Origin of the sequence: Streptosporangium sp. NPDC000563 (assembly GCF_040299985.1) — a bacterium.
Classification (GTDB): Bacteria; Actinomycetota; Actinomycetes; order Streptosporangiales; family Streptosporangiaceae; genus Streptosporangium.
The window spans coordinates 42,306-63,992 of the sequence record NZ_JBEPDA010000020.1; the positions used below are offsets into that span (position 1 = coordinate 42,306).

General features: G+C 69.1%; 16 protein-coding genes. 8 read left to right on the plus strand and 8 right to left on the minus strand.

Going from position 1 to position 21,687, the window contains the following annotated elements; genetic code table 11:
* Positions 1-52 precede the first annotated feature (52 nt).
* From ABT352_RS31590 to ABT352_RS31600, 3 genes are read right to left on the minus strand one after another with little or no spacing between them, the layout of a single operon-like run.
* A complete protein-coding gene (locus ABT352_RS31590; RefSeq protein WP_350948639.1) occupies positions 53-1,672 on the minus strand; it encodes a SagB family peptide dehydrogenase in 1,620 nt (539 codons plus the stop codon).
* A 39-nt stretch (positions 1,673-1,711) separates the two neighbouring features.
* A complete protein-coding gene (locus ABT352_RS31595) occupies positions 1,712-3,655 on the minus strand; it encodes a TOMM precursor leader peptide-binding protein (RefSeq protein ID WP_350948640.1) in 1,944 nt (647 codons plus the stop codon).
* On the minus strand, positions 3,648-5,831 hold the full coding sequence (locus tag ABT352_RS31600; RefSeq protein ID WP_350948641.1) for a TOMM precursor leader peptide-binding protein: 2,184 nt from the start codon (positions 5,829-5,831) through the stop codon (positions 3,648-3,650). The genes ABT352_RS31595 and ABT352_RS31600 overlap by 8 nt, the downstream gene beginning before the upstream one ends.
* A 267-nt stretch (positions 5,832-6,098) precedes the next feature.
* On the opposite strand from ABT352_RS31600, the gene ABT352_RS31605 reads away from it, so the two are divergent.
* A complete protein-coding gene (locus ABT352_RS31605) occupies positions 6,099-6,296 on the plus strand; it encodes a thiazolylpeptide-type bacteriocin (protein WP_350948642.1) in 198 nt (65 codons plus the stop codon).
* A gap of 191 nt (positions 6,297-6,487) precedes the next feature.
* A complete protein-coding gene (locus ABT352_RS31610; protein ID WP_350948643.1) occupies positions 6,488-8,410 on the plus strand; it encodes a TOMM precursor leader peptide-binding protein in 1,923 nt (640 codons plus the stop codon).
* A 199-nt stretch (positions 8,411-8,609) separates the two neighbouring features.
* Here the strand turns inward: ABT352_RS31610 and ABT352_RS31615 are convergent, their stop codons facing one another.
* A complete protein-coding gene (locus ABT352_RS31615) occupies positions 8,610-9,377 on the minus strand; it encodes a group II truncated hemoglobin (protein ID WP_350948644.1) in 768 nt (255 codons plus the stop codon).
* A 186-nt stretch (positions 9,378-9,563) separates the two neighbouring features.
* Between ABT352_RS31615 and ABT352_RS31620 the strand changes: the two genes are divergently transcribed.
* Both ABT352_RS31620 and ABT352_RS31625 read left to right on the plus strand, forming a co-directional pair.
* Positions 9,564-10,466, plus strand: a complete 903-nt coding sequence (locus ABT352_RS31620; RefSeq protein WP_350948645.1) for a hypothetical protein — start codon at positions 9,564-9,566, stop codon at positions 10,464-10,466.
* A 74-nt stretch (positions 10,467-10,540) separates the two neighbouring features.
* A complete protein-coding gene (locus ABT352_RS31625) occupies positions 10,541-11,239 on the plus strand; it encodes an alpha/beta hydrolase (protein WP_350948646.1) in 699 nt (232 codons plus the stop codon).
* Between the two features lie 9 nt (positions 11,240-11,248).
* Here the strand turns inward: ABT352_RS31625 and ABT352_RS31630 are convergent, their stop codons facing one another.
* Positions 11,249-12,508: a hypothetical protein gene (locus ABT352_RS31630; protein ID WP_350948647.1), complete on the minus strand. Its 1,260-nt coding sequence runs from the start codon at positions 12,506-12,508 to the stop codon at positions 11,249-11,251.
* A 106-nt stretch (positions 12,509-12,614) separates the two neighbouring features.
* On the opposite strand from ABT352_RS31630, the gene ABT352_RS31635 reads away from it, so the two are divergent.
* Positions 12,615-13,247, plus strand: coding sequence for a hypothetical protein (locus ABT352_RS31635; RefSeq protein WP_350948648.1), 633 nt, complete (start codon positions 12,615-12,617; stop codon positions 13,245-13,247).
* 157 nt (positions 13,248-13,404) lie between these two features.
* Here ABT352_RS31635 and ABT352_RS31640 read toward each other — a convergent pair whose 3' ends face one another.
* A complete protein-coding gene (locus ABT352_RS31640) occupies positions 13,405-14,106 on the minus strand; it encodes an ATP-binding protein (protein WP_350948649.1) in 702 nt (233 codons plus the stop codon).
* A 325-nt stretch (positions 14,107-14,431) separates the two neighbouring features.
* Between ABT352_RS31640 and ABT352_RS31645 the strand changes: the two genes are divergently transcribed.
* The gene (locus ABT352_RS31645) at positions 14,432-16,042 is read left to right on the plus strand and encodes an NsdA family TPR-like regulatory protein (protein ID WP_350948650.1); all 1,611 of its coding nucleotides are present in this window, start codon (positions 14,432-14,434) and stop codon (positions 16,040-16,042) included.
* A 234-nt stretch (positions 16,043-16,276) separates the two neighbouring features.
* On the opposite strand, the gene ABT352_RS31650 is transcribed toward ABT352_RS31645, so the two are convergent.
* Positions 16,277-16,855 carry a GNAT family N-acetyltransferase gene (locus tag ABT352_RS31650; RefSeq protein WP_350948651.1) on the minus strand — a complete coding sequence of 193 codons (579 nt, stop codon included), beginning with the start codon at positions 16,853-16,855 and terminating at the stop codon, positions 16,277-16,279.
* A 187-nt stretch (positions 16,856-17,042) separates the two neighbouring features.
* On the opposite strand from ABT352_RS31650, the gene ABT352_RS31655 reads away from it, so the two are divergent.
* Both ABT352_RS31655 and ABT352_RS31660 read left to right on the plus strand, forming a co-directional pair.
* Positions 17,043-17,525, plus strand: coding sequence for a MarR family winged helix-turn-helix transcriptional regulator (locus tag ABT352_RS31655; RefSeq protein WP_350948652.1), 483 nt, complete (start codon positions 17,043-17,045; stop codon positions 17,523-17,525).
* Complete coding sequence (locus tag ABT352_RS31660) at positions 17,497-20,283, plus strand: PEP/pyruvate-binding domain-containing protein (RefSeq protein ID WP_350948653.1); 2,787 nt, start codon at positions 17,497-17,499, stop codon at positions 20,281-20,283. Before ABT352_RS31655 ends, ABT352_RS31660 begins: the two co-directional genes overlap by 29 nt.
* A gap of 176 nt (positions 20,284-20,459) precedes the next feature.
* Here the strand turns inward: ABT352_RS31660 and ABT352_RS31665 are convergent, their stop codons facing one another.
* The gene (locus ABT352_RS31665) at positions 20,460-21,482 is read right to left on the minus strand and encodes a LacI family DNA-binding transcriptional regulator (protein ID WP_350948654.1); all 1,023 of its coding nucleotides are present in this window, start codon (positions 21,480-21,482) and stop codon (positions 20,460-20,462) included.
* Positions 21,483-21,687 lie beyond the last annotated feature (205 nt).

Below are 21,687 nucleotides of genomic sequence, written 5' to 3' on the forward strand. Positions count from 1 at the left end.
CAAGCCTGAAATCACGGTCTATCACCGGCATCACCTCTTCGGGTCGGCGAGATCAACTGAGGCGGAAGTGGAAGTCGGGAGCTTTCCGGCGCTCGTGCCCCAGCATCACGATCAGCAACGGCCACTCCTGGTCGTCGTCGTCGCGGCTCAGGTCTCGCTGCCTGTCCATGTGCTCGACATACGACACGTTGTCGAAGCCCAGCGCGGCCCCGCAGCCGATGTTCGCCGCGGCCGCGGCGAGATACATGGCTTGGGCGGCGGCGCCGACCTCCGCGTTGAGGAACCGATAACCTCGCTGGCCGGTGGCGTCGATCACCGCATGCGGCCGTGCCAGCACCGTGACGACGGCGGCGACCTGTTCCATGTTGTAGTTGTTCAAGAAGTAGTTGCGCTGCAGGAATGATGTGCTCACCCCGACGCCGAGGGGGAGCAGCGTGTTGGTGGCGACGTCGTAGTCGTATGCGTCCGCGGGGACACCGTCGACGTGGTTGACGAGAACGGCCAGCCTGGTCAGCTCCGGTGTGCCGTCTGAATGTTTGACATCCGACACGAGCCGGGCTCCGAGTGTGCCCGCACGCAACACCGCACCCAACTCGGCCTGCCCAAGACTGTATTGCGCGCTGAATCTGCCGAAGCTGCTCCGACGACTGCGCAGGGCTTCCCGTACGGTGGCGTCGAGCGGAAGCGGATCGGCCAGCTTGATTCCGTCGCCCCTGCCACCGTCGTGGCCTGGCCTCGCCGCCTTCAACCGCTCAGCCGGTGAATCACCGGGCGACCGGGTGGTGACGGTCGAGGCGTGTACCCGCTCGACCGCGGGATGCCGGACGACGGTGCGTGACCTCTCCCTGGGGACGGCGGTGACTCGAAGTTCGTGCCGGCCCTCCGAAGAGGAGCCTTCGCCGCAGGGCAGCGGCACCACGGCGAACACACTTTCCTCGTGCGTCCGCACGCCCAGCAACCGGTTGAGTGCTTCCTCATCGAAATCGAGCAGCGGGCGCAGCGGAATTCCCGCCGCCCGTGACCACAACTGCCAGGTCCCCAGCGCCGTGCCCACGTCCATGGTGACCGCGTGGTAGCTGAAGGTCCGGTATTTGAAAGCGTTCTTCCAGAACTTGACGGTCACGAGCAGGAACTGGTCGCCCGCGGCCTCCGCCGGCGCGATCGCCCGACGCACCTGACTCGTCACGTCACCGATCAGCAGTCTCTGGACACCGTGCTGTGCCGGCGAGTAGTTGTAGACGCCCGGCAACATCGGTCCGCCAGGGCCACAGACCCAGTAGATCTCGAGCGGATACAGGCCGCCGCCGGACGCCGTGCCACGAGACCAGACCGCACGCGCGTAATGCGGCAGAGCCACTGTGTCGTCGTTGACCGTCACCGCCAGTCGCCGCCCGCCGTACGCGTAGGAGTCCCGCAGCATCTCGTAGAGCATCGGCATGGTGAACGCACCGCCGTTCTCGGGCACCTGCCCGGCCAGACTCCCTTCGAGAGAGGCGAGCGCGACCTTCGCGGCCGGTAACGGGATGGGGGTGACGCCGGGATAGACGTTGTGCATTCGTGGCTGGTCAGCCCAATCGGGTTTGAGGCCCCAGTCCTCCGTCGGCGATCGATTGCGGCGCATGATCGCGGCGACATAGTCGCTCGCCGTTTCGATGGCCTGCTCCGTGTCCATACATGACTCCTCAAGTCCGCGCCGTACCGGCGAGCCGGTTCATTGGAATGGATGCGGAGCCCTGTTGAGCTCCGAGGTTTCGAGATCGCTGTCGCGGAGTCCGACCCGGCGCAGGACAGTGCGGGTCCGCTTCATGTGCAAGGCGCGCTGGCGGCTCCACCCGAAGTCGATCGGCAATATGCCGGGGATCACCACGCTCGCCGTGCGAAGGGGGATTTCTGCTTGCTCCGGTGATGTCTGGTCCACCACGATCACGTCGAAGCCGGCCTCGACCACGGACCGAACGCAGAGCCTGAGGTCGTCGAGCAGATCGAGGGTTCGCGGCCGGTCGTGCTGCCAGCCCCGGAACACCGCCTCCACCGAGGGCAGATCGGCGGGACGGCCGTTGTCTCCGAGCAGATGCGCGGCATACCGGGCCATGTCGGGCAGCCCGTAGAGCGGGGCGTGATCGGACAGCGAAAGAACCCTGTCGAAGTCGGCCGCCTTCGTGGTGAGCTCTTCGGCGCGCAGCTTCGTGTAGTCGGCGAAATCCGGAATCGCGGACGCGACCTCGTACAGGCCGGAGGCGATCGCCTCCTCGGGATCAAAACTGGCCCCGGCACCGAAGAGCAGCCTGCCCATGCCGCCGTCTCTGCGTTGGGCGACAGCGACCACGACCGGTATCGGAAATTCGATTCTGGCGTCGAACAGCCGGATGTCGTACCCGTACATCGAGATTCGGTCCATCATCAGACGGCTGCGGACCGTCGCGCTGCTGTACGGGTCGATCTCGCGCAGCCGCAGCTTGGTGTACCAGGCGATCAGGAACGCGTCACGCTCGATCAGTTCGAGGATGGCGTGGAGGATCGCCTCTTCCAGGCAGCTACCGGATGCGCACCCGTTTGAGCATTCCTGGACGAATCTGCCGATTTGGTCGATCAGGTGGTAATAGGTGATCGCCGCGGGGACCAAAAGGGGACGCTCATCGCGCAGCGAGAAGCCCCACACCCACGGAATCGCCAGATCAGGATGGTAGGGCGTGTAATGCCGGGTACTGGCGTAAAACTCTGCGGGGTACAGGCCACATTCGGCGGGATCCAGTGCTGAGCCCTGCAGGTTCCGGTACGTGTCGACCACCGGCTTCGAAAATCGTCGAGGCTGTGTGCCGGCGATCCGCTCGTGGGCTTCCAGTAGTCCCAGGATCGTGCTGCGGGCGTAGCTGTCGGAGTGACCGGCCCAGAACGTTTCATGGACGTACTCGCCACCTGGAATGTCGATACGGCCTTTCACATTCGCCGTCGTCGTGCTCGTCATGCTCAGGTCCGCACCGGTGCCGGCCATCCCGCAGACAGGGTTCGCGTACGCGTCCGGTTCCAGGTCGTAGTCAGCGGCCGGGTTGATCCGGAAGTCATTGATCGATCGTTTTGGTCGGCTGCGCAGAACGATGCGAGCGGCGTCGGCACTGTCTTCGGCCGGAACGCCGCATCGAGGGCACTGCGAGTCCGCGACGATCGAATGACGTCGCACTGTCAGGTCTTTCAGCCGTAGCTCGTGCACGAACGGATGGCCATGCCGGTCGGTGGGTTTTCGCCCTGGCGAAACCTGGACGATCCGCTGGACGGTCTGCCAGATCGCCTCCAACGCGAACCGTGCGAGGAACGGAGACGCGTGGTGCGCGACGACCGATCGTCCGCTCCCCAGCGCATCGCGTTCCACTCCGGTCCGCACCTGTTGCCACCGTCTTGCCAAGCAGTGGAAACAGGGGCGCTCGCTGTCGAACGGGCCGAGCAGTACGGCACCGCCGTGCAGATGGACAGGCAGTAAGCCTGCCGTGTCCGTATCCGGTGCGTCGAGCTGCCGCAGCATGTCCTGTGCGCCGAGGAGCGCCACGCGGATCGTCACGGGACGGTCGAGTTGCCCGGCGGTCCGGGTCAATCGGTCGTGAAGGTAGTCGGCGACCAGTCGTTGACCGTGCGCGAGCACCTGTGGGACCCGGTCATTCACTCTTGCATCGCCCCAGGAGGACCCGGCAGGTCACCACAGCCGCCTGAGACCTGAGCTCTGGGGGCGTGGTGTCGACGACGAGAACGTCGCGGCCCTCGTCGGTGAGTTCGCCGACGAGGGCGGCGACGTCGCCGGGCGGGTTGTCCGTCGTGGCCGGCAGCGGATCCTCGGATGCGTGCACGGCCCGGGCGTCGAATCCGGGCAACAGCGGCTCACCGAGGTCGACTTCATCCATCTTCGCCAGATGACGCATCTGAACCAGTCCGGCAAGATCTCTCAGGGCTCCGACGAGCGCGGCCCGCTGGGACAACGCGGCTTGTACGGTCCACAGGGGCCTGTCCGCAGAGTCCGGGGTTCGAGCGAGGACGACGCCGACGTTCCGCCAGCGGGAGATCTCAAGCACCTCCGGCCAGACGTTCAGGTTGCCGAAGGTCCTCAGCAAGAACTCCAGCTCAGAACCGGTTTCAGGATCCCCGCAGTGGATCGGACGGGGTTCACCCCGTCCCGAAACGGCCTCACGCAGAGCCTCGAACGCGATCGCTGACAACAGGCCCGTCCGGACGGCCTCACCGATGCTCTCTCCGGCTCCATCACCCGCCCCGCTTCGTTCGAACAACGAGTCGGCGTTGAGCGCCGACATCGGGTGAACCGCTGCGGCGGGCACCAGCCGCTGCTCCCCGGTCACCAGAGAGGTCGCGGGAAGCCACGGGAGCGTCTCGCGTCCCTCGACCGCGAGCCCCGTGAAGGTGGACAGGCCGGCAGGGGCGAGCGTGTGCCGCATCTCCATCGAACCGGTAACCGCATGCCGGACGTTCGCCACCTGGCCGACATAAGCGAGCAGCGCGGCGCGCAGCGCGCTTCGGCGCGCGACGGGCACATAGTGCAGATCGAACGCCGTGATCAGCCGGGGGCGCACGTCGGATCCGGCCTGGGCTCCGAGGCGGACCCTGCCGACCTTGAGCGGCGACTGGTCCAGTGCCACATCGTCGAACGACGACAGCACACCTGTGTAGAGGCCGACCAGCTCATCGGCCTCTTTCAGCAGTGTTCTGAGCCGCTCCTTGTCATCGTGATCGCCACCGAACGATCGCGGCGCCTCCTCGTGGACGACGGCCGGCGTGACGGGCGTGGCGGCGTCGAGGTCCTGATGCTCCGCGCAGGAGGGGCAGAGCGGATGGGGCCACAGCCGCTCGCGCCTGGCCTCCAGCGTTGAGATGTCCTGGATCAGGACGCCGTGGTCCGTCTCCGCGTCGAAGCAACCGGTGATCAGCCGGAACAGGTCGAAGGCGAGCATGTTGCCCACCATCGCCGCGAGCTGCGGATTGAGCCTTGGAGCTTCTGGACCGAAAACTCCGCACGCGATGCCGCGCCACAGGGCGGCCGCATCGCGCGGCTCGGCGTTGGCTCCGTAGCGGAGCATGGAGCACATCCAACATCCCGCGGTCGCCGGGCGGGTGACCGGACCGATGACCACCTTCGAACCGATCGAGGTGGCGGGCAGCACCACTGGACCGCCGTTCACTCCGGCGTCGACCAGTCGCCGCAGCGCGGCCATACCGATGTCGTCGCCGGACGCGACCACGAAGTCGTATCCGGTCAGGGCGTGCGGCGCGAGGGCGTCGTCCAGGGTGAGGTCCGACAGCCGAACCTGCGGGGGACATCCGGCCTCGGTCAGGTCCGCAACGCACTCGGCCAGTCCCGCCATGGCCACGGCGGTGTCCCCGGCCGCGCTCTTCGGCGAAGACGCGACCAGGCTCAGTGAACCGAGTCCGTTGCGTAGCAGACTCTCGGCCGCCGCCCGGTTCACGCGGCCGGTACCCAGCATCAGCACCTTTGCCGTACGGAAGCGCAGAAACCGCGCCTTGGCCTCGTCGACATAGTGCTCCACATAGTTCAGCTGCGAGGCGAACACCTGCTCGACGGCGGGGTCCATATCGACGTCGCCCGCCCGGCGTACGTTTCGCGCGAAACCACTGTCGATCAGCGAACGCACGAGTGAGACGACCATTTCCTGCCGTTCAGGCGCAAGGTCCGCGCACAGATCGGCGACCGTGTGTTCGCCTGTCAAATACGGCGCGAGCGAGCACATGAAACGGTACGCCGACTGTCCTTTGACGACGTACACCTTCTCGGTGTTGCGCACCACGACTTTGTCGCCGACGTCGTAGAAAAGCACGTCATGGCCCAGCCTGGGCCGGACGGAGAAATCATCGGCCCTAGAAGGATTCCCCTGTCCCCCTCCTGGCCCGAGCTCGGTAGCAGTCATCGTCGAGATCACTTCCTTGGCATTTGATGTCGGGCGCCGTACGCCCCGCATCAGAAGTATGGCCGCAGGTCCTTTCACTTCCCTTTCCGCTGTCGCAGCGGGTGACAGCGGCGTGAAAGCAGCCGTTGTAATACTTTGCCTGTTCAGCCCAACCGCGCGAACGAAAGGAAGTCCACAGTGCGGACCATCGTCGAGAAGCCACTATCGGACTTGTTCCAGGAGCTGGAACAGCTGGGGTCGGAGACCTTCGAGGTTTCGGACTACACCGACGTCGACATTCACCTGTCCCCTGTCGCAGCCGCCACGAGCTGTTGCGGGTCCACCAGCACCACGAGCACGAGCTGCAGCAGCGGGACCCAGAGCGGAGAGTGCTAGTAATCTCTAGCAGGGCTGCCTGCGACACGGAATCAGTGCGACGTCGCAGATCTAGTCTCTGCCCGTTGAATTCTCGCTGATTCCCGTCGGCTACCTGTGGACTCCACAGGTAGCCGACTCTGCTCAATCATGGCGCCGGTGGCGGCGTACGCCGGAAGAGCTCGTTTTTTCTCGTGTGAAAGGCGGAGCAGGTGGCATTATCGGCGGAGCACGACAATGAGGCCTGCGAATCGGCGCCGGGCAGGCTTCTACGCTATCTGAATTCGCGGCCGAGAAAGGGAGCGCTGCCCGACGTGGCGGTACTCGGCCTGCGCGACGCGACTCACCCGTACCCACCGGAAGTGGAAAAGGGTCACGGCCTCGTTCCGATCTATTTCGCTGCGGGGTCGGCGATCCTCGGACCGGTGGTCGCCGGACGTAGCCGCTCAGCCCCGTGCGGGCAATGTCTGGCCCTGCGATGGCAGCGCCTGCGCGCCGCACCGGAACGTGATGCGATCGAGCGTGGGCGGCAGCCGCGGTCGATGGCTTCCTCGCCATACCTGACGCCGTTCGCACTTGAATCGATCTGGCAATTATGGAACCTTTTGCAGACGCACGCCATGGAAAGCCGAAGTCAGCGCCCGGGGATCGCCCCTGTCTACGAGCTGAATCTGCGGACCCTGCGAGTGTCCCGGTTCGACCTGCTGATGGACGCCGCATGTTCCGTATGTCTACCGCGTGAACCGGATACTGCGACTCGCGCCGTCCTCGACCTGCGCTCGATATCGAAACCGGCTCCGGACCGCTACCGGGAACATCGCCTACAGGACTACGACCTGCCGATCTCGGCACTGACAAATCCAGTCTGCGGCGCGGTCGGCCGCTATGCGCACCGCGACGACCTGTCTCCTACCATGTCGCCGAGTTTCGGCATGTTCCGATTTCACGATGGTGACGGCCTGCAGGAGATCCAATGGAGCGGCCAGACCAATTCGTTCGAGACCAGCGAGATCAGCGGGCTGTTCGAAGCACTTGAACGTTATGCCGGACTTGAGCAACGGCGTTGGGCCACAGTCACGGTGAACACCTATGCCGAATTGTCCGCGGAAGCGCTCGACCCCCGAGAGTGCGGGGTCTACGCGGACAAGGTCTACGAATCGGGTGCGTACTCGAGATTCGACCCCGATCAGCCGATTCCATGGGTCTGGGGCTACTCACTGCGTGACCAACGGGCGGTTCTGGTGCCGCAGCGCACCGTCTACTACGGCGGGGCGGATCGCACCCACAACTTCGTGATGGAGTGCTCCAGCGGCTGCGCGAGCGGTGCGAGTGTCGAGGAGGCGATTCTGCACGGGATGCTTGAGCTGATCGAGCGCGATTCTTTCATGCTCGCGTGGTACGGCAGAGCATCGCTGCCCGAAATCGATCCGGCCACGTGTCACGGAGAGTCCCTCTTCATGATCGACCGTCTGCGGCTCTGCGGCTACGACGTGCGCCTGTTCGACATGAGAATCGACCTGTCGGTGCCTGCCGTGCTCGCGGTGGCGGTTCGCCGAGATGGCGGTCCCGGTACGCTGACCTTCGCGTCCGGCGCGTCCCTGGATCCGGAGCAGGCTGTCGCATCCGCGCTGTCAGAGGTCGCCTCTTTCGCACCGACCATGCCTGATCAGTTCACCACACGTGCTGACGAGGTCCAGGCGATGACCGAGGACTTCGGCAAGGTCCGCACGCTGATCGACCATCCGGCACTCTTCGCGTCGCCGAGGATGGCGCACCATGCCGGCTTCCTGTTGTCGAACAGACACCTGACCCCGATGGCCGAGTTGTACCGGGAGTGGGAACAGACTCGGCCCGGGGGCACGGACCTGCTGACGGACCTGCTGTACTGCCGCGACCGGTTGGTCGATGCCGGGCTGGACGTACTTGTCGTCGACCAGACGGCACCGGAACAGGAACTGCTGGGCCTGCGGACAGTGCGCGTGATCGCGCCGGGACTACTGCCCATGGACTTCGGCTGGTCGCGGCAGCGCGCCCTGCACATGCCCCGAACCCGTAGTGCGTTCCGCCGCGCCGGATGGCGAACCACCGACCTGGATGATTCGGAGCTGCATCAGGTGCCACACCCGTTCGCCTAGTGTGAGCTTCCCCGGGCTCGATGGTCTCGGAGGTCCGGCGGGAGGCTCGGTGGTCGTGGCCACCTCCGAACCCCACGCCGGGACCGCGCTCGGCGCCATCCGCGAGCTCATCGATGCCCGCCACACCGTCCCCGCCGAACCGAGCGGGATCACCTGACTCCCCCGGCCGGTCCGGCGTGCCGGGCGGACGAGGTGAGGTTCATCCGCCGTGGTAAGGCGGGGCGACTCCCCAGCCCCAGCGGGGGACCGGTGCCTGAAGTGGCGGGGTGGCGCCCGGCTGGGAGTTCTCCACCGCGAGGCGGGTGCCCCACTCGACGTATCCGGCGAACGCCGCCCGGAACTCGGGGTCGGCCGGGAGCCCCACCTCGTCGGCCGCGTCCATCAGCAGGCTCACCCACCTGCGGCGCTGCCGCTCGGTGAGGCGCTTGCCGAGATGCTGGGAGAGCATGTGCGGATAGCCTCCGCGTTCGCGGGTGTAGCGGTCGGGGCCGCCGAAGACCTCCGCCAGCCACAGCGCGACGTACCGGGGATGGTCCGGGTCCATGTGCGCGAACAGCGGGCCGATCACCTCGTCCTCGCGGACGTGGCCGTAGAACGTCTCGGTCAGCCGCTCGAACGCCGACGCGCCGCCCGCCCAGTCGAACAGCGTCGGCTCGGTCTTCGTGAGCACCGGCCCGGTCTTTCCGATCACCGGTTCGTAGTGCCGCATCTCCTCGATGTCCGCCACGTACGGCTTTATCTCGGCGAAGAACTCCGTGAAGTGCTCGCTGCCCCGGAAGCCCTCCAGGTGACCCTGCGCCGAGGTCCAGACGATGCGCAGGATGTAGACGCCCGGCTCGTCCGCACATCTCGACAGCTCGTAGTCCAGGCACTGGGGCGCCCTGCCCAGCGGCACCACCGCGCGGCGGTAGGCGGCCTCGAACTCGTCGGGCCGGGGGACGCGGTAGCGGACATACTCAACGATCATCGTTTCCGCCTTCGAGTGATCAAGTAAGTATGTAATCATCATACGCGTCGATGATCGATCGGTGGAGAGCCGACATCCGGTTCAATCCGGAACCTACCTTCCTCCCGCGTTCTCTCACCCGCGCCGTTTCCGAGCGGTTATGGTGCGCCGTACCCGATTTGATCTAGGTCGCAGGAGCGCGCGCCGGTGAACGTGAGTGAGCCCGACTGGGCGTACGTGACCAGGTCCCTCGTCAAGGTCTTGGCCGTCGCCTCGGCGCTGTTCCTGACCCTCGTCGTCGCCGAGCGAGTGCTGTGGGTGTTCGTCGGCTTCGACGACGAGCGGACGGCTCTGGTGTACGGCACCGCGGCCCGCGTCGTGAATCCGGACAAGCGCCTGACCTACGGTTACAGCGATGGCGGAGGACTGCTGGGGACGACCTACACGCTGCGGGGCGAGCCGCGCCGGGCCGGTCCCGGCGAGGACCGGAAGGAGTACGAGATCACGGAGGACCTGTTCGGCGCCGTCCGGGCCCCCTCCTTCGACGGACCGTCCGGCAGCCTCGCCGGCACGGTCGATTCGGTGGAATGGGAACTCGGCACCGACAGGCAGCTGACGGAAGAGGCCAGGAAGGCCATCGACGCGCTCCCCCAGACGCTTCGGGCCGTCGCGGTCCTGGAGTTCACGCACTCGATGACCACCGAGCAGCTCGTCGCCTTCAACCGGAGGCACGAACTCTGCGGAGGAGGGGACGTCTCCTACATCTACTCCCCGTACTACTACGACGACTCCAGCGGCGATCCCCCGTTGAGCGCGGTCGTCTGGAACCGTGGCATGCCCAAGGAGCCATGGGAGGACTTCACCTACCAGTGCGAGACCGAGCCCGAGGCGGCGCTGGCGGAGTTCCGCAGGTGGGTCGGGCTGCTCAGGTCGGGGGACGACCTCGAGGAGTTCGGGCTGAGCCACGGTTCGCTCACCGAAACGGCCAAGGAGGGCGTCGTGTACGGGCTCGTCATCGACGGCTGGACACTCGCCGACCTGCGCAAGCTGCTCGACGACCCGGAAGTGCGGACGGTCAACCTCACCGACGTCGCCTTCGACCTCGGCTGACGGAGGGAACGACCGGTCCAATGAGTCCCGTCCAATGAGTCCCGACACGATGAGATGACAGGCGGTCGCCGGCTATGAGTACCTTCGTTTTGATCCATGGCGCGGGAGACGTCGGCTGGTACTGGCACCTGGTGGAGGCCGAGTTACGGGCCCGTGGGCACGACGTGGTCGCTCCGGACCTTCCCTGCGACGACGACTCCGCGGGGCTGAACGAGTACGCCGACGTGGTGATCGAGGCCGTCGGTGACCGCGAGGACCTCGTCGTGGTCGGTCAGTCGTTCGGAGGGTTCACCGCTCCCCTGGTCGCCGCTCGGTTGCCGGTCGGTGTGCTGGTCCTGGTGGCCGCGATGATTCCGGCGCCCGGCGAGTCGCCGGTGGAGTGGTGGGAGAACACCGGCTTCCAGGAAGCGAAACGGGAGCAGGCACGAAGTGACGGTGAAAGCACCGGCGGCACCGGGGATCCGTACGCCGACTTCTATCACGACGTGCCGCGTGAGCTGGCCGAGGAGGCCATGCGCAGGGAGCGCCCGCAGGCGGAGGCCCGGATGGGTGAGCCCTGGCCCCTCGACGCGTGGCCGGACGTGCCGACGAGATTCGTGCTGTGCGAACAGGATCGTTCCTTCCCGCCTGACTTCTTCCGCCGCCTGGCGGCCGAACGCCTGAACATCACCCCTGACGAGATCGCCGCCGGGCACTGCGTCGCGCTCAGCCGGCCGAGGGAACTGGCGGAAATCCTGGAAGGCTATGCTGCGGCTCGTCGAGCCGGCGGATGACGCCAAAGGTCACGCCTCGCCCGTCACCTCCGCCGGTACGGGACGGGCACGACGGCTTCGACGGCGCCGCACCAGGGCGGGCGTCCAGGGAGCGAGACCGATGACGAGCAGCAACGCCAGCAGCGGTGTGCGCCACCAGGGCGAGATGGTCGCCGGGGGCGGTGAGGGGGGTGGCGTCACCCAGGGGCGGGCGGTCTTCGCCCAGGCCAGGAAGGCGTCGCCGATCGGGAGGAGGCCGAAGGCGTACCTCTTGGTCCAGGGGGTGTCGATCGGCAGGCCGGCCAGTTCGCCGTAGTTCGCCAGGGCCTCGGCGAGCGGGGCGTCGCCGTGGATCTGGGCGGTGCCGAGGGCCACCGCGGTCGCCGACAGGCTCACGCCGAGCGGGAGCGGGCCGGAGTCGACATCGCCCGGGCCGTCCATGCCTACGGGGTACTCGCGTACGGCCGGTCCGAGGCCGAGCGGGGAGACGACGTAGAGGTCGCGGAAGCGCCGGTACTGCTCGGCGGCGAAGGCCGGGTCGATCTCGACGAGGAAGCGCTGGCCGAGGCTCTGCGAGCTGCCTCTGGCCACCTCGGCGGGGGCGCCGGTGCCGGGGTCGGCGCGGTGCGGGAGCAGGCCGGTGCGGGGGTCGAGCCGCTGGCGTACCGCCTGGAGCCATCGGTCGGCGGTACCGGCGAACCGGGGTGGCAGCAGCGTGTCGTGCAGCCGCAGCGACGCCATGGCCACGATCGAGTCGACCGGCCACGCCTGCCCGGGGTAGGCCTCCAGGTAGGGCGACTCCGAGGCGCCGAACGCCTCGCCGAGCGCGGCGGAGTCGTCGGCGAACCGGCGCAGCTCGGCCGGGTCGCGCCGCTCGGACGGTTGCAGGGCGAGCGTCCCGCCGCGCAGCCAGTTGGTCCAGCCCCGGTAGAAGACGCCGTGCGGCGGGGTGAGGTCCGCGCTGAACGGGGCGCGGCCGGACGGGGACTCCAGCCGGGCCAGCGCCCAGCGCGCCTCCCGCAGCGCCGCCGACCGCTCGCCGGCCGGTTCGCGCATGCCGAGCTCGACCCAGCTCAGGCCGTACAGCACGTGCAGGAAGACGTAGCCCTCGGGGAACAGGTTCTGCGCCTGGTCTCCGGCGCCGCCGTCGAGTGCCGCGCGCAGGAACGTCAGCTGCCGCCGGACCCCGGGCGGCTCATCGGCCGTGCCCGCCGTGGCGGGCACGACGAGCCGCACCGCGCCCAGCAGCGCGCAGACACCGACCACGACGGCGATCACTCGTCGCAGCACCCGGCGCACCGGTGCACGCGTTCTCTGAGGCGGTGTCACCCGCGCTGCGGAGGGCGGCCTGAGCATTCGATGATCTTAGTTCGGCACGCGCAGTAAGGTCGCCGGTATGAGCGGTGTACGGGTGGTGCTGCTCGGGGGAACGTCGAACGTCGGGAAGTCGACCATCGGCCGGGCGGTGGCCGACCGGCTCGGTTTCGAGTGCCTGTCGACGGACAAGCTCGCGCGGCACCCCGGACGGCCCTGGCGGACCCCGGAGTGGGAGGTGCCGGCGCACGTCGCCGAGCACTACAGAACGCTCACGGTCGACGAGCTGATCGCGTCCGTGCTCGGCCACTACGAACGGCTGTGGCCTCGCATCGAGGAGCTGATCACGGCTCGTTCGTCCGGCACCGGCACGGGCCTGGTCCTGGAGGGGTCGGCGCTCTGGCCCGCCCGTGTCGCGGAGCTGAATGTCTCGCGCACGGCCGCCGTGTGGCTCACCGCGGACGACGCCGTCGTGCGTGCTCGGGTGCGCGCGGCCGGCCGCTACGAGGTGGCGACCGGCGACGAACGACACTTGATGGACAGTTTCCTGGCCCGCACGGAGCGTTATCAGCTGCTCATGCTGGAGGTCGTCGACAGGCTGGGGCTGGATCGCATCGACACAGGTGGTGGTCGGTCCGTCGCGGAGCTGGTCGACTCGGTGCTCTCGGTGGTCAGCGCCCAGGGCGCCGTGGGGCGATCGTCCTCCGAACGCTGACCATGCCGGCGCGGTGAGCCGATCGCCCCGCCGGACGGTCACGGTGGACCGCTCGCCCCGCGGGACGGCGACCGCGCCGACGCGGTTCTCCGCGTGGACGCGGGGCGGGACGTGGACATGGGACGGAGCGGGTGTTGACCAGGTGTGCCGAGAGGGGTCACCCCCGCGTCACACGGGTCCGGGAGTAGGCGTACGGCCGCGAGGGCGGCGTGGCCGGGGTGCGCCGGGCGGGCGGCAGGTCCCAGCGGGCGAAGACCACCTTTCCGCCGTCCGGTGAGGGGTGGTGGCCCCATTCGTCGGCGCACATGCCGACGAGCAGCAGGCCCCGGCCGCTCTCGTCGTCCTCCCCCGCCTCGGTGACCTCGGGCGAGTCGTCGGAGCTGTCCCATACCTCCACGCGCAGGCCTTCGGTGGTGAGGTGGAGCCGCAGGAGGATCGGATACGGGCCGGCGGTTCGCGGGTGGCCGCTGCCGGGCGGCCGGTCGGAAGTGTGCGGGTGGCCGAGCACGGGTGAGTGGCCGGAGGCGTGCGGGTGGCCTGGAGCCGGCGGGTGAGTGTAGCCGTACGGGACCGGCGGGGTCGCGGTGGCCTTGATGGCGTTGGTGGTCATCTCGGAGACGACCAGGACGCAGAGCTCGGACAGCTCCTCCAGGCCCCATGTCCGCAGTTGCGCGCGGGTGAAGTCGCGTGCCTGGGAGGCCGCGACCGGCTGCGCCGCCAGCCGCAACTCGTTCGTGTCCAGAGAGTCCGGGGAGTCCGGGGAGCCTTGGGAGTCCGGGGACAGGTGGTCGGCGGCGTCCGGATCAGGGTGAAACGGTGAGTGCATCGGTCCCAGCCGTTCGACGGGGAGCACGGTCATTGCTGGCTCCAGGGAGGTTCAACGGAGATTCGGTCGCGCGTCCCCGGCGCAGGAAGGGACGCCCCCGCCCGAGCGGTGAGACCACATGGATCCGACGGCTCCGGCGTTGTCTCAAGCCTGCTGCACGGAGTGTGCAGGAAACAGGCGACGGCAGCGAGTCTGTTCGTCACCCTGGGGGGCCGTCTCGTCTCGTAGAGCGACGACGCGGCAAGTAGCGGCGATCTGGTCGCCGGTTTCTGCACTCGGTAGTCACCGAACGTGATTGACCAGTAACGTTCAGCCCGAAGAATTGCCGCCGGAGAACCCGCCGGGAGGGGCTGAGACGATGCCACGTGCACCGCGCAGCGTCAAGCAGCAGATGGACGCCTTCAGCGCTGAGCTTCGCGAACGTGGTTGCACGTGGGCCGAGGTCGCCGCTGAGTTCAAGCTACGTTGGCGCCTGAACTCCCGCCAGGGCTTCCGTGAGGCGCATCGCCTGACACAAGCCAAGGTCTGCCATCTATGGAACGAATACTGGCCGAACGAGCCACTGACGACCCGGAAACTCGGGTCGTGGGAAGCGTGGCCCGGCCCCACCGGCAACGAGCCGCCGATCGCCGGGCTCAACCGGCTGGCACGCATCTACCAGTGCCGCACCGCCGACCTGGTCGACGGTGAAGATCACCGCGATGCCGACGAGCACAACGCGGCGGCCGTCCGGTCCCGGGGGCGGGCGCTGGTGGCGGCCGGGGCGGCGGGCAGCCTCGATCCCGAGGACATCCAGGGGGTGCTGGCGGCCCTGCCCACCCTGTCCATGGGACCCGTGTCGTTCGGGACGCCGCGCGACGAGGAGTACGACGCCCTGGTGCAGGCGCTCGCCCGGTGGGCGGCGGCGATGAAACGGCGCGACGTCCTGGCCCTGATCAGGGCCGCCGCCGCGGCCGCTGCGGCCTCTCCGCTGCTGGACAGGCTCAACGGCGACGAGCTCGACCGGCTCGCCCTGATCGCCGCGGAACCGTCCCGGGTGGACGAGGCCACCGTCGCTCACATCGACGCCGTGCTGCACCACTGCATGCGCCAGGAGGACACCCTCGGCCCGCAGTCGGTGCTGGGGACCGTGCTCGCACAGCACCACCTGGTGCGTTCGCTGATCCCGGCCGCGTCGACCGACGAGGTGCGCGACCGGCTGCTGTCGCTGCTGGCCAACATCTGCAGGTTCACCGCCTGGGTGCTGTTCAACCTCAACGACTTCAACGGGGCGAACCACTACTACGAGCAGGCCAAGTCGGCCGCGCACCAGGCCGACAACGACGCGATGAACAGCTTCGTCCTGGCCAACTGGTCGCAGCTCGCGACCTGGCGGGGCGACCCCAGGCAGGGTGTCGAGCACGCGCTGGGCGCGCTGGCCTGGGGGCAGCGCGCCAACAGCAAGCTGCTGGTGTCGTACGCGTGTGACGTGGGGGCCCGCGCCTACTCGGCGGTGTTGCGCCGCTCGGGCAAGAGCGACCGTCAGAAGGACCATGCCCGGTGCATGACCAGCCTCGACCAGGCCCGTCGCGAGCTGGGTCACGCGGGCGAGGGCGACGTGGGGGCCGAGTTGCTCTACTTCTACGGCGACGGGCAGTATCTGTCGACCAAGACCAAGTGCCTGCTGGACATGGACGACGCCCAGACCGCGATCGAGATGGCCGCCCGGTCCCTGACCCGGATCGATCCGGCGTTCGTCCGCAACATGGCGTTCATCCACCTGGATCTGGCGCGCGGGCACCTGCGGCTGCGCGCCATCGACGAGGCGTGCGAGCAGATCGGTAAGGCCGCCCGTCTGACCTGTAGAAACACCTCGCCGCGGCTGGCGCGCTCGGTGGTGGAGGTCCGCGAGACGCTGAATCCGTGGGCGAGGACCCGTCAGGTCGTCGCCCTGGACGAGAAGCTGCACGCCTTCCAGCTCATCGCCTGACGGCTTCCCGCCCATCGGCTGACCGTTTTGGTCCTTCGCCGTACGACTCTCGCGGTTCTTCGCCTGACGGGTCGGGTTCATCGCCGCACGGCCTGCGGCTCTCCGTCTGACGGGTCGGGTTCTTCGCCTGACGGCTCGCGGTTCTTCGTTCGACGGCCTGCGGTTCGGTCGCGGTCGATCAGCGCGTCACGGGCGTTCACGGTCGATCGACGTACGCCGGGCGTCCGTGATCGATCAGGATGTCCGGGGCATCTTCTCCAGCACCAGGATCTCGAAGACGGGGGCGGGGATCGGCGGGTCCATCAGCTTGTGGGACACCTTCCGCCATCCCCACCTCCGGTATATCTCGCGGGTCCTCACGGCCTTGGGCTGCACCGAGAGGGTGGCCCGTTCGGTCCCGGAGGCCGAGAGCAGTTCGTCGTGGATCCGGCGCCCGACTCCGGCGCCCCGCCACTCGGGCAGCACTCCGTAGTCGATGAGGGCGAACGTCCTGGTCCCGGTCTCGGCCGCGAACTCCTCGTCGACCGGGTCGGCCAGCGTGCTCCACCAGCGGGTGTCGGCGGGCAACGGGTATCCGTACCCGAACCCGATGAACTCCGGTCCGGATCGCGCGGTGGTGAGCCGGAACCCCGGCCGCTCGGCCAGCTTGGGAAAGTAGGAGCGCTGGTTGGCGAACTCGGCGGCGTCCCCGTCGAAGGGCGGCAGCGAGAACACCGCCTCGTACAGATCACAGATCGTCCCGGCCAGGGCGAGCGCCTCTCCGCGTCCGTGTGTCTCTATGGTCATCTCGTCGGTGGTGGGCGTGTCGGCCATGCCTGTCTCCTCTCGCCGCCCTCCCCCGAAGGGCTCTTTACCCGTGGACGCGCACGGTAGCCACTCCGGTTCACCCGGAGGGAAGCGCTCACGCCCGCACGGTTATTTCATCACTTGTTGACTTCCTGGTTTCTCCGGCTTAACGTTGTGGTGACGCATTAGTTGCAGTGATGCAAGGAGTTGTCCGATGGACCCCGTGGACGGTGCGGAGCGCGATCGGCTGGCCGACGACATCGGCGATCTCCGGCGGGCGCTCATCCCCGGCCTGCTGCTCAACCTGCTGAGCGGGTTCGAGGGCGACGAGCCCTCCATGATCCAGGTCGCCACGCTCTACACCCTCGACGTCCCGGCTCCCCCGACGCTCCGCGAACTCGCCGGGCGCGTCAGCCGGTCCGTCTCGGCCACCAGCCGCCTGGTCGACCAGCTCGTACGGCGCGGGCTGGCCGACCGCCGGGAGGACCCCGGTGACCGGCGGGTGCGGCGGATCGCCCTCACCCCGGCCGGAGCGGAGTTCCTGCGCACGTTCGAGCGCGTCCGTGCCGACGCCCAGCTCGAAGTCATGGCCTATCTGACCGCCGGAGAACGCGAGCTCGTGATGCGGGCCACGACGCTTCTCGGCGAAGCCTCAAGGAGACGCGCCCATGCCCGATCCCCTCATCCTGACGTTTGACGACATCGGGGCGGAGATGCTGCCCCTCGTCGGCGGCAAGGCCGCCAATCTCGGCGTGCTCACCACCGCCGGGCTTCCCGTTCCCCCCGGTCTGTGCGTCACCACCGAGGCGTACCGCAGGGTCACCGAGCGAGCCGGGCTGGAGGACGTGCTCGCGGCCCTCGCCACCACGTCCGCCGGGGACGTCCCCGCCCTGAACGCCCTGGCCGCGAAGGCTCGTGAGCTCGTGCTCGCCGCGCCGGTCCCCGACGACATCGCGAGCGCCGTACGCGACAGTGCGGCCGGTCCCGTCGCGGTCCGCTCCTCCGCGACCGCCGAGGACCTGCCGGACGCCAGCTTCGCCGGGCAGCAGGACACCTACCTCAACGTGATCGGCGCCGACGCCGTGCTGGACGCGGTCCGGCGCTGCTGGGCCTCCCTGTGGACCGACCGGGCCGTCGCCTACCGGGCCGCGAACGGCATCGACCACGGCGCGGTGCGCCTGGCGGTGGTCGTTCAGGAGATGGTCCAGTCGGAGGTGGCGGGGGTGATGTTCACCGCCAACCCGGTCACCGGGCGGCGGCGCGAGGCGGTGATCGACGCCGCTCCCGGGCTCGGCGAGGCCGTGGTCTCCGGCGCGGTCAACCCCGACCACTTCGTGGTCGACACCGCCACCGGCGAGATCACCGAGCGTCGCCTCGGCGACAAACGGCTCGCCGTACGGTCGCTGCCGGGCGGCGGCGTCGAGCACGTCGAGGCGCCGCCCGTGAATCCCGCGTCCCGGGCGGGTTCCGCCGAGGACGCCTGCGTCACGGACGCGCAGGTGCGGGCGCTGGCCGAACTCGGCGACCGGGTCGAGCGGCACTACGGAGCGCCTCAGGACACCGAGTGGGCGATCGACGCCGATGGTGTCCTGTGGCTGACCCAGTCGCGTCCCATCACCACGCTCTATCCGATCCCCCGTCACGCGGAGCCGTCCGCGAGCCCGCCGCCCGTGGCGGGTCGCGCGAACGCCGGCGGTGCGGGCGCTGGAGAAGGCGGCTCCCCGGACGAGCCGCCCGGCGAAGGCACCCGGATCTACTTCTGCTTCAGCCTCGCCCAGGGGCTCTACCGGCCGATCACCCCCATGGGCATGTCGGCCTTCAGGCTGCTGTCGTCGTCGGCGATGGAGATCGTGGGGATCCCGGTGACCGACCGGGTGGCCGGTGCCCCCGTCGTCGCGGAGTCGGGCGGGCGGCTGTTCTTCGACATCACCGGCTTCATGCGCGGCAGGGTGGGCCGCGTCGCCTTCCCGAGGTTGCTCGACGTGATGGAGGCCAGGTCGGCGAAGGTGCTGCGCGGGCTGCTCGACGATCCCCGGTTCAGCGTCACCCAGCCCTCGCTCCGCCCGCCTCTGCGCCGGGCGGTGCGGATCGCGTCCCGCTTCCGCGCCCCGCGACGCGCCGTAAAGGCCCTGCTCAACCCCGCGTCGGCGCACCGGGACGTGGAACTGCTGAACGCGCGCCTGCGCGGGGAGCTGAGCGCGCCCGGGGGCTCCACCCCGATCCAGCGTCTCGACCACGTCGAGCGGGTGCTGAGCCGCCAGATCTTCCCGCTGCTGCCGACGATCGCTCCGGCCGCGGTGGCCGGGTTCGCGATGCTCGGCCTCGCCGCCAAGGCGCTGGGGGAACGGGCCAGGCCGGGCGAGCTGCAGACGGTCCTGCGCGGGCTGCCGCACAACGTGACCACCGAGATGGATCTCGCGCTGTGGCGGGTGGCCGTCCGCGTCCGCGAGGACCGCGAGGCCACCTCCCTGCTGCTGGGCACTCCCGCCGCCGAGCTGACCGAGCGTTTCCGTGCCGGATCGCTTCCAGGCGTGGCGCAGAAGGGCCTGGCGGACTTCCTCTCCGTCTACGGCGTCAGGGCCGTCGCCGAGATCGACCTCGGGCTGCCGCGCTGGTCGGAGGACCCGACCCACATCATCGGCGTTCTCGCCAACTATCTGCGGCTGGAGGACCCGGCGCTCGCCCCCGACGCGCTGTTCGCCACGGGCGCCGCCGAGGCCACCCTCATGATCAAGACCTTGAGCGGGCGCGCCGGAGGGCTTCGCGGGCGCTTCGTCCGCTTCGCGCTCGGCAGGACCCGGGCACTGGCGGGTCTGCGGGAGATGCCCAAGTACGCCCTCATCACCGCCCTGGCCGCGATGCGGGCCGAGCTGCTCGCCGTCGGTGTCGAGCTGGCGGCGCGCGGGCTGCTCGCCGATGCCGACGACGTCTTCTTCCTCACCTTCCGCGAGGCCAGGCAGGCCCTCGACCTCCCCTCGTCCGGCGGGGCCACGCGCCCCGCACCGGCGGAGCTCGTGGCGCGGCGGCGCGAGGAGGCCGCCCGTGAGCTGCGCCGCAGGCACGTCCCCCGCGTCCTGCTGTCGGACGGCACCGAGCCGGAGGCCGTCGGCGTACCGGCACCGGTGGACGGCGCGCTGACCGGCACCCCTGCCTCGGCCGGCACCGTCACCGGTGTCGCGAGGGTCGTCCTCGACCCGGTCGGCGCGCACCTGGAACCCGGGGAGATCCTGGTCTGTCCCTCCACCGACCCCGGCTGGACCCCGCTCTTCCTCACGGCGGGCGGCCTGGTGATGGAGATGGGCGGCGCCAACTCCCACGGTGCCGTGGTGGCCCGCGAGTACGGCATCCCCGCGGTGGTGGGGGTGAGGGGGGCGACCGAGCACATCGTCACCGGCCAGGAGATCACCGTCGACGGTGCCTCCGGCACCGTCCTCGCCGTCGCGACCGTCACCTGAGCTCGGGCTCGGCTCCAGCCGGGGGCGACTCCGCGGGCCGTCGCGGCGACCGGCGGGAAACGCCCCGTCGCAGCCGTGCTCCGGCGGGGCACAGCCGGGAGCCGAGACCCGGGCGGGTGCCGAGACCCGAGGGCGGATGCCGAGACCCGGGCGAGAGCCGAGACCGCGTTCCGGGATCAGGGCACGGCCGCGGGGGGGATCTCCCCGGAGCCTCGGACGATCAGCCGGGTGGGGACGACGACCGTCCTGGCCCTGGAGCGCTCGCCGTCCAGCCGGCCCTTCAGCAACCCGGCGGCGGCCCTGCCGATGGCCGCGGGGTCCTGGGCCACGACGGTGAGGGCGGGCTTCAGCACCTCGGCGAGTGGCAGGTCGTCGAAGCCGACCAGGGCGACGTCCCCGCGGCCGAGCCGGGCGAGTCCGAGGATCGCGCCGGTCGCGGCGACGTTGTTCGCCGCGAAGACCGCCGTCGCCGGGTCCTCGCCGCCGACCAGCCTGGTGACGGCCGCCGCGGCGGTCTCGTGGTCGTGCCCGGTCTCCACGAGGGTCCGGTCGAAGCCGATCCCGGCCGCGGCGAGCGCGTCGCGGTAGCCCAGGAACCTCTCCCTGCGGGTGTGGAGCGCGGGCAGGTCTCCGACGAAGGCGATCCTCCGGTGACCGTGGGCGATCATGTGCGCCACCCCCGTACGGGCGCCCTCGCGGTTGGAGCTGACGACGGAGTCGGCGGTCAGCCCCGAGGCGAGGCGGTCCAGGAACACCAGGGGCAGCCCCGCGGCCCGCTCCGCGCGCAGGTGGCTGTGGTCGCTTCCCGCGGAGGGCACCACGATGAGCGCGGTGACCCTCCTGGCCAGGAGGGTCGAGATGAGCGCGCTTTCCCGTTCGGCGGTCTCGTCGGAGGAGCCGACGATCAGAGTGAGACCCCGGGCCCGTACCTCGTTCTCCAGACTTCCCGCGACCGTGCCGAAGAACGGGTTGCCCATGTCGGGGATGACGAGCCCGACCGTGGAGTCCCGGGCGCCCACGCGCGTGTTCCTGGCCATGAGGTTGGGCTGGAACCCGAGCCTTCCGATCGCCTCCAGGACGCGCTCTCTGGTCTCCCTGGCCACCGGGCCGTCGTCGTTGACCACCCGTGAGACGGTCTTCGCCGTCACGCCGACCTCGCGGGCCACGTCCGTCATGGTGGCGCGGCGAACCTTGGGCATGGATCACCGCTCCTCGTGTTCGGCTCGTCGGTCTGTCGGCGGCACGGCGCCGCGAACAGGCTAGCCCCGTTTCCCGCACGTACCGCGTCGTCGCGGGTGAGCGGCCGTGCCCGGTCCGGGGCGACGGGTGATCGCACTGGGCCGATGGAGATCAGGTACGAAACAGCGAGCCGGCCGCGCCTTTCCCCCACGGCCGGCCGACGTG